Origin of the sequence: Streptomyces sp. NPDC059456, assembly GCF_042750055.1 — a bacterium.
Classification (GTDB): Bacteria; Actinomycetota; Actinomycetes; order Streptomycetales; family Streptomycetaceae; genus Streptomyces.
Genome location: NZ_JBHYVA010000519.1, coordinates 1 through 6,155, shown reverse-complemented (window position 1 = coordinate 6,155; position 6,155 = coordinate 1). Strand labels below are relative to the sequence as shown.

6 protein-coding genes and 1 tRNA gene are annotated in these 6,155 nt (G+C 75.8%); 4 read left to right on the top strand and 3 right to left on the bottom strand.

Annotated features, from left to right (window positions below):
• Positions 1-2,336, top strand: a 2,336-nt coding sequence (locus ACFXA3_RS32175; protein ID WP_385192569.1) for an NB-ARC domain-containing protein, incomplete at its 5' end; no start/stop codon positions are given.
• Positions 2,337-2,345: 9 nt separating this feature from the next.
• Here ACFXA3_RS32175 and ACFXA3_RS32170 read toward each other — a convergent pair.
• Positions 2,346-3,365 (bottom strand): HEAT repeat domain-containing protein, encoded by a 1,020-nt coding sequence (locus ACFXA3_RS32170; protein WP_385192566.1) that lies wholly within the window; start codon positions 3,363-3,365, stop codon positions 2,346-2,348.
• Positions 3,366-3,371: 6 nt separating this feature from the next.
• Entirely contained in the window at positions 3,372-3,572 is a 201-nt protein-coding gene (locus tag ACFXA3_RS32165) for a hypothetical protein (RefSeq protein ID WP_385192564.1), read from the bottom strand.
• Between ACFXA3_RS32165 and ACFXA3_RS32160 the strand changes: the two genes are divergently transcribed.
• From ACFXA3_RS32160 to ACFXA3_RS32150, 3 genes are all read left to right on the top strand, one after another.
• Positions 3,565-3,771, top strand: a complete 207-nt coding sequence (locus tag ACFXA3_RS32160) for a hypothetical protein (RefSeq protein WP_385192562.1) — start codon at positions 3,565-3,567, stop codon at positions 3,769-3,771. The genes ACFXA3_RS32165 and ACFXA3_RS32160 overlap by 8 nt on opposite strands.
• 120 nt (positions 3,772-3,891) lie before the next feature.
• Positions 3,892-5,118 carry a GNAT family N-acetyltransferase gene (locus tag ACFXA3_RS32155; RefSeq protein ID WP_385192559.1) on the top strand — a complete coding sequence of 409 codons (1,227 nt, stop codon included), beginning with the start codon at positions 3,892-3,894 and terminating at the stop codon, positions 5,116-5,118.
• Positions 5,119-5,174: 56 nt separating this feature from the next.
• A tRNA-Trp gene (locus ACFXA3_RS32150) sits at positions 5,175-5,249 on the top strand.
• A gap of 32 nt (positions 5,250-5,281) precedes the next feature.
• Here ACFXA3_RS32150 and ACFXA3_RS32145 read toward each other — a convergent pair.
• On the bottom strand, positions 5,282-6,155 hold an 874-nt coding region (locus ACFXA3_RS32145), incomplete at its 5' end, for a cytochrome P450 (protein WP_385192557.1).

Genomic DNA, 6,155 nt, shown 5'->3' with positions numbered 1-6,155 from the left:
GGGCGCCCCGGCCGCGTGCCCCCGGGCCGGCCGGCCACCCCCGGCCGGGGCCCGCCCACGCCGCGGGGGTGAGCGTACGGGCCCTGTCGGACATGGAACGCGGTCGGTCCCGGGGGCCGCAACGCCGCACCGTGGGGGCCCTGGCCGCGGCGCTGGGCCTGGACGCGGCCGGTGGCGAGGAGCTGGAACGGTCAGCCGGCCTGGGCCGGACCCGCACGCGCCGGGCCGCCGCCCCGGCGGGCGGGCCGGCGCCGACTCCCGCCCCGCACCACACGCTGGCGCTGCCCCGCGACCTGCGCGACTTCACCGCCCGCGGCCCGGCCCTTGCCCGGCTGGCGGCGCTGGCCGAACATCCCGACCCGGCCCATCCCTCGGTCGCCGTGATCAGCGGGCAACCGGGCCTGGGCAAGACCTCCTTCGCCGTGCACGCCGCCCACGCCCTCGCCCCGCACTTCCCCGACGGGCAGTTCGCCCTCGACCTGCGCGGCACGGACCCGCAGCCGGCCCTCCCCCGCGACGCGCTCGCCCGCCTGCTGCGCGCCCTCGGGGTCCCGGCCGGCGCCGTGCCCTCCGCCACCGAGGACCGCAGCGGCCTGCTGCGGTCCGTCCTGCGCGACCGGCGCGCACTGCTCCTGCTGGACAACGCCGCCGACGAGGAGCAGGTACGCCCCCTGCTGCCCGGCCGGGGCCCCTCGCTCACCGTCGTCACCAGCCGCCGGAGCCTGGCCGGCCTCGAATCGGTGCACCGCACCGAACTGGCGCTGCTGCGCCGCGAGGAAGCGGTCGAACTGCTCACCCGCATCATCGGCCCCGAGCGGGTCGGGCAGGAGGGCCAGGCCGCCCGCGACCTCGCCGAACTCTGCGGCCACCTCCCGCTGGCCGTACGCATCGCGGGCCAGCGCCTCGCCGCACGGCCCGCCGAACACATCGCCAAGCTCGTCACCCAACTCGCCGAGCAGGGCGGCCGGCTGGACGCCCTGCGGGCCGGCTCCCTGGAGGTCCGGGCGGCGTTCGCAACGTCCTACCACCGGCTCGGCCCGCAGACCCGCACCGTCTTCCGCCGCGCCCGCCTCGCCGCCGGCCCCGATTTCAGCCCCGAGACCGCCGCCCTGCTGGCCGGCCTGCCGAGGCACCGGGCCGCCCGCTGCGCCCAGGAACTCACCGACGCCGGACTGCTCCAGCCCCACCCCACGGCCGACCGCTACCGCTACCACGACCTGCTCGCCCTGTACGCCGCCGAGCAACTCGCCGAGGAGGACGGGCCGCAGGAGATCGCCGCCGCCCGGGACCGGGCGGCCCGATGGGCACTGCGCCGGGCCACGGCCGCCGCCCTCCACTTCGACGCCGGCCACAGCCCCTGCGACCGCAGCCCTTCCGGCCGCGGCGCACCCGACGGCGATCCCGACCCGGCCACCGCGCCCGCCGGCCCCGAGCAGGCCCACGCCTGGCTGGAGGGCGAACGGGCCCAGTGGCTGGACGCCCTGCGCCGGGCCCAGGCGTCCGGCGACCACCGGCAGGTCGTGGACGCGGCCGAGGCCATGCACTGGTTCTCGGACCGGACCCTGCACTGGGAGCTGTGGGCGGAGGTGTTCCAGCGCGCCGTCGACTCCGCCCGCGCCCTGGGCAGCCGGCGCGACGAGGCCGTCCACCTGAACTACCTCGCCTGGGCCTACGGCATGTGCCTCTACGACCACGCCGCCGCACTCACCACCGCCGAGGCGGCACTGGACGTCGCCCGCGAAGTGGACGACCGGCTCCAGGTCGGCTGGGCCATGGGCTATGCGGCAGGGGCACTGCACCGGCTCGGCCGGACCGACGAGGCCATCGGCCGGCTCCGGGAGGCGGTCGGCCACCTCGCGGGCCAGACCTGCACCCCGGGCCGCCTCGCGGAACTCACCTCCCTCAACATGCTGGGCCAGTTGCTGCGCCAGGCCGGGCGCGCCGCCGAGGCACTGGCCATCCACCGGCGCAGCGAGGCCCTCTGCCGCGTCGGCATCCCGGGCAAGCCGCACGAACTGATCGGCCTCTACCTCGCCTCGGCCCGCCAGCACATCGGCAACGACCTGGCGGCCCTCGGCCGGTGGAGCGAAGCCGAAGCACCGCTGCGCCACGCACTGGCCCGCTTCGAGGCGGCCCGGATGCCCGCCTGGGGCGAACCCGCCCGGCTCGACCTCGGCATCGTCCTGCGCCACCTCTCCCGCCACGACGAGGCGCACGCAGCCCTGACGACCGCCCACGACGCCCTCGTCCGGCTCAACAACCCCCGCCGGACGGAAGCCGCCACCGAACTGCGCACCCTGGCCGGCGCCGCGGGCACCGGCACCGGCACCTCGTAGGGTCCGTCTTCACGGCGCGTCCTCTCGTGCCTTGCGCATCCCGAGGACGTACGCAGCGGTGAGCGCGACGGCACGGTCTTCGTCATCGGACAGGTCCGCGAGGGCGCGTGCCGCCACGGCGCCCGGGATGTCCGCGAGCGCCTGCGCCAGCCGCCGGCGTACGGAGGGGGCCGAACCGGCGTGGGCGAGGCGGTGCACGAGCCCGGCGGCGATCCGGTCCGCCGCCGCGGGACGGCCCGCGATCACGCCCAGCGCATCGGCCGCATCGACGTCGTTCGCCCCCTCGACGATCATGTCGATGAGCGTCTCGGCCGCGTCGGCCGCTCCCCGCGCCCCGAGGGCGAGCGCGGCGTGCCTGCGGACCGCGATGTCGGCGTGCGCGAGCGCCTCGTACAGCAGCGTCGTGGCTTCACCGCCCTCCATCTCGGCGATGGCCCGGACCGCCCGCAGACGCACCTCGGCCGCCGGTGAGCCCAGGCCCTCGGCCAGCAGGGCCGCACCGGCGTCGCCCGGCTTGCTGGCCAGGGCCCAGCGCAGGGCTCCGGACACGTGCGGGTCGGACTCGCTCAGCGCCGCCTCCACCAGCGCTTCCACCGGTACGGGGCCCTCGGCGACCGAGGACAGGGCCGCGCGCTGGCGCTTCCCGGCGCTCTCCGACCCCAGGGCCTGGAGGAGTGCCACGATCTGCAGGACGTCTTCCCAGGCGGCGGGTTCCGCGGCACCGATCCGGTGCAGCCGCGTGAGCAGCGCCGTCTCGGCCGCGAGGCGTTCGCGGGTCTGCCGGATGAGGTCCGCGACGAGTTCCGAGGGCTTGAAGCCGGGATCGTCGAGCGCGGAGCCGACTTCGCGCAGCGAAAGCCCCAGTGACCGGAGGCTCTCGATGTGGAAGATCCGCCGGACGTCCTCGCCGGAGTACTCGCGGTAGCCGGCCCCGGTACGGCCCGTCGGGCTCACCAGGCCCAGCGATTCGTAGTGCCTGAGCATGCGGGCGCTGACCCCGGACCTCCGTGCCACGTCACCGATCCGCACGTCTGCTCACTCCTCCCGGCTGGTGGTGCCGAGGGCCATGATGCGCTCCGCCTCGCCGATCGCGAATTCGCCCGGGGTGCGGTTCGCCGCGCGGGCCTCCCGGGCATCGCCCATGCTGGGAAGCAGGGCCCCGATTTCGGCCTGCGACTCGTCCTCCTCTCCCCCCAGGCCGATCGGGGGCCACCGACAGGAGGAAGTCATGCGCATGCGAAGAATGCTCGGCCTCGCCCTGGCCGCGGCGACCCTTGCGGGCATGAGCGCCGTCGGCGCCGTCAGCGCTCAGGCCGCCGCTTCTCCGAACATGACCCGGCAGGAGTGCACGGACGCCGGCGGACAGGTCCAGGCACGCCCCTACGACGGCTACTACTGCGCGCTGCCCGACGGGAGCACGCAGCCGGTCACCTGAGGACGGCCGGCCGGATGACGGCCGGGGTCAAATTCGGTTGACCCGGGCACGGGTCTTCGCTGCATGGTGGCGTGGCACCGCACGACGCGGTGCCGGCGTCCACGGAAGGCAGCGGCAGCGATGGAGATCCGTCCCACGACCGACCAGGACCGTGACGTCTTCGTCGACACGCTCCATGCCGCCTTCGCGCTCTTCCCGGAAACCCCGGTCGACGGCGGCGGAGTCTGGTGGGCGGCGCTCGAAATGGACCGCGGCCTGCTCGCCACCACGGCAGAGGGGAAACCCGTCGGCACCTGTGGTGCGTACTCCTTCGAACTCACCCTCCCCGGCGGGGTCCTCGTCCCGACCGCCGGGGTGACGGCCGTCGGCGTCCTCCCCTCGCACCGGCGCCGGGGCGTGCTCGGCGCGATGATGCGGCATCAGCTCGGCGAGCTGCGGGCGCGGGGCGAGTTCGTCTCCGTACTGCTGGCCTCCGAGGCCCTGATCTACCGCAGGTTCGGCTACGGACCGGCCACCTACGCGCAGCGGCTGACGGTGCCGCGCCTCCGGGCGGCGCTCGTCCACCCGCGGGCGGGCGGAGCGGCCGGCCCGGAGACCGGGTCGGAGACCGGGTCGGTCGAACTGCTGCGCCGCGCCGCGTGCGGCGAGGTCCTGGAGCAGGTCTACGACCGGTACCGCCGCGCCCAGCCGGGCGCGCTGTCCCGGCCGCACCGGTGGTGGGCGCTGGGCGCGGGACAGCCCCCGGTCTCCCGGGCACCGCGCCACGTCGCCGTCCACCGGGACGCCGGCGGTGTCCCGGACGGGTACGCCAGCTACTCGGTGGAGTCCCGCACCTTGACGGTCGACGAGAGCATCGCCGTCGGCGACGCCGCCGCCACGGCCCTGACCCGGTTCCTGCTCGGGCACGACCTGGTCGACCAGATCGTGTTCAGGAACCTCCCGCCCGAACACCCGCTGCGCTGGCAGCTGGCGGACTTCCGTGCCGGCCAGGTGAGCCACGACACCGACGGGTTGTGGGTGCGGCTGCTGGACGTGCCGCGTGCGCTGACGTCGCGCGGCTGGTTCACGGACGGCGAGCTCGTCCTCGACGTCGACGACCCCTTCCTCGGCGAGCACGGCCGCCACCTGCTGACCGTCCGGGACGGCAAGGCCACGTGCGTCCCGACGGGCCGGGAGCCCGACCTGTCCCTGGACGTCAGCGACCTCGCCTCGATCTACCTCGGCGGCACGACGGCGAGCACGCTCGTACGGGCCGGACACGTCCGGGCCCACCGCCCGGGCGCGGCGGCCCTCGCCGACGCCCTCTTCCGCGGCGAGCGCCCGCCGCACTGCCTCCACTGGTTCTGACCGCTGGTTCCGACCGCACCCACCCCGGGAGCGTCCGCCACTAGGATGGGCCGGTCGGGGCCGTAGCGCAGAGGTCGACGCGCGCGGTCTCCAAAATCGCGAGGACGCCGGTTCGACTCCGGCCGGCCCCGACCCCACGCGCGCCCGCGGCGCGGCGCGGCGCTCACCAGGTGACGTGCAGCGCCTCGGGCGACCGGTGGATGAGGGTGGGGCGCATGGACGGCGGCGGGCGGTCCGGGTCCAGCCGCAGACCGGGCAGGGCCTGCGAGAACAGCTCCAGTGTCAGGTGGAGTTGAGCGCGCGCCAGGCGGGAGCCCGGGCAGTTGTGCGGCCCGTGGCCGAAGGCGAGGTGGCGCCGGTCCTCGGGCCGGCGGATGTCGAACCGGTCGGCCCGCGCGTGGCGGTGCTCGTCGCGGTTGGCGGAGGCGTAGGCCACGAGGACGGTGGCCCCGGCCGGCAGTTTCGTCCCGCCCAGGGTCACGGGCCGGGTCGTGACCCGGCGAAAGCCCTGGATGGCCGTGTCGAAGCGGGCGCATTCCTCCACCGCGGCGCCGATCACCGTCGGGTCGGAGCACAGCAGGAGCCACTGTTCCCGGTCGGAGAGCAGGTGCAGCAGGGCGGTGGAGAGCAGCGCGCTCGTCGTCAGGAATCCGGCGATCAGCAGGTTCTGCAGGTTGGCCACCAGCTCGTGACGCTGTTCGAGGGTCAACTCGCCTTCCCCCGGGGCCAGGGCGGCCACCAGGTCCGAGCACAGGTCCTCGCGGGGGTGGGCCCGGCGGTCGCGGACGTAGCCGTCGAGCAGGTGCTGGAGCGCGACGACGTCCTCCGCGGCGGCCGCCTGCTCCGGCGGCGACAGGGGGCGGAAGAGCAACTCCTCGGCCCGGTAACCGCCGTGCACCGCCGGGGGGACGTCGGCGGGATCCAGCCCGACGAGCCGCCCGATCACCAGTCCGGGCAGCCGTCGCGCGTACGCCTCCACCAGCTCGGCGGACCCGTCCGCGCCGAACGCGTCCACCAGCTCCCCCTCCGGGGGGCGC

What these genes read in the sequence shown, in the direction of transcription:
- ACFXA3_RS32160 (WP_385192562.1), top strand. Translation starts at nt 3,565, where the DNA reads ATGCGCATGCGAAGAATGCTCGGCCTCGCCCTGGCCGCGGCGACCCTT.
- ACFXA3_RS32165 (WP_385192564.1), bottom strand. Translation starts at nt 3,572, where the DNA reads ATGCGCATGACTTCCTCCTGTCGGTGGCCCCCGATCGGCCTGGGGGGA.
- ACFXA3_RS32155 (WP_385192559.1), top strand. Translation starts at nt 3,892, where the DNA reads ATGGAGATCCGTCCCACGACCGACCAGGACCGTGACGTCTTCGTCGAC.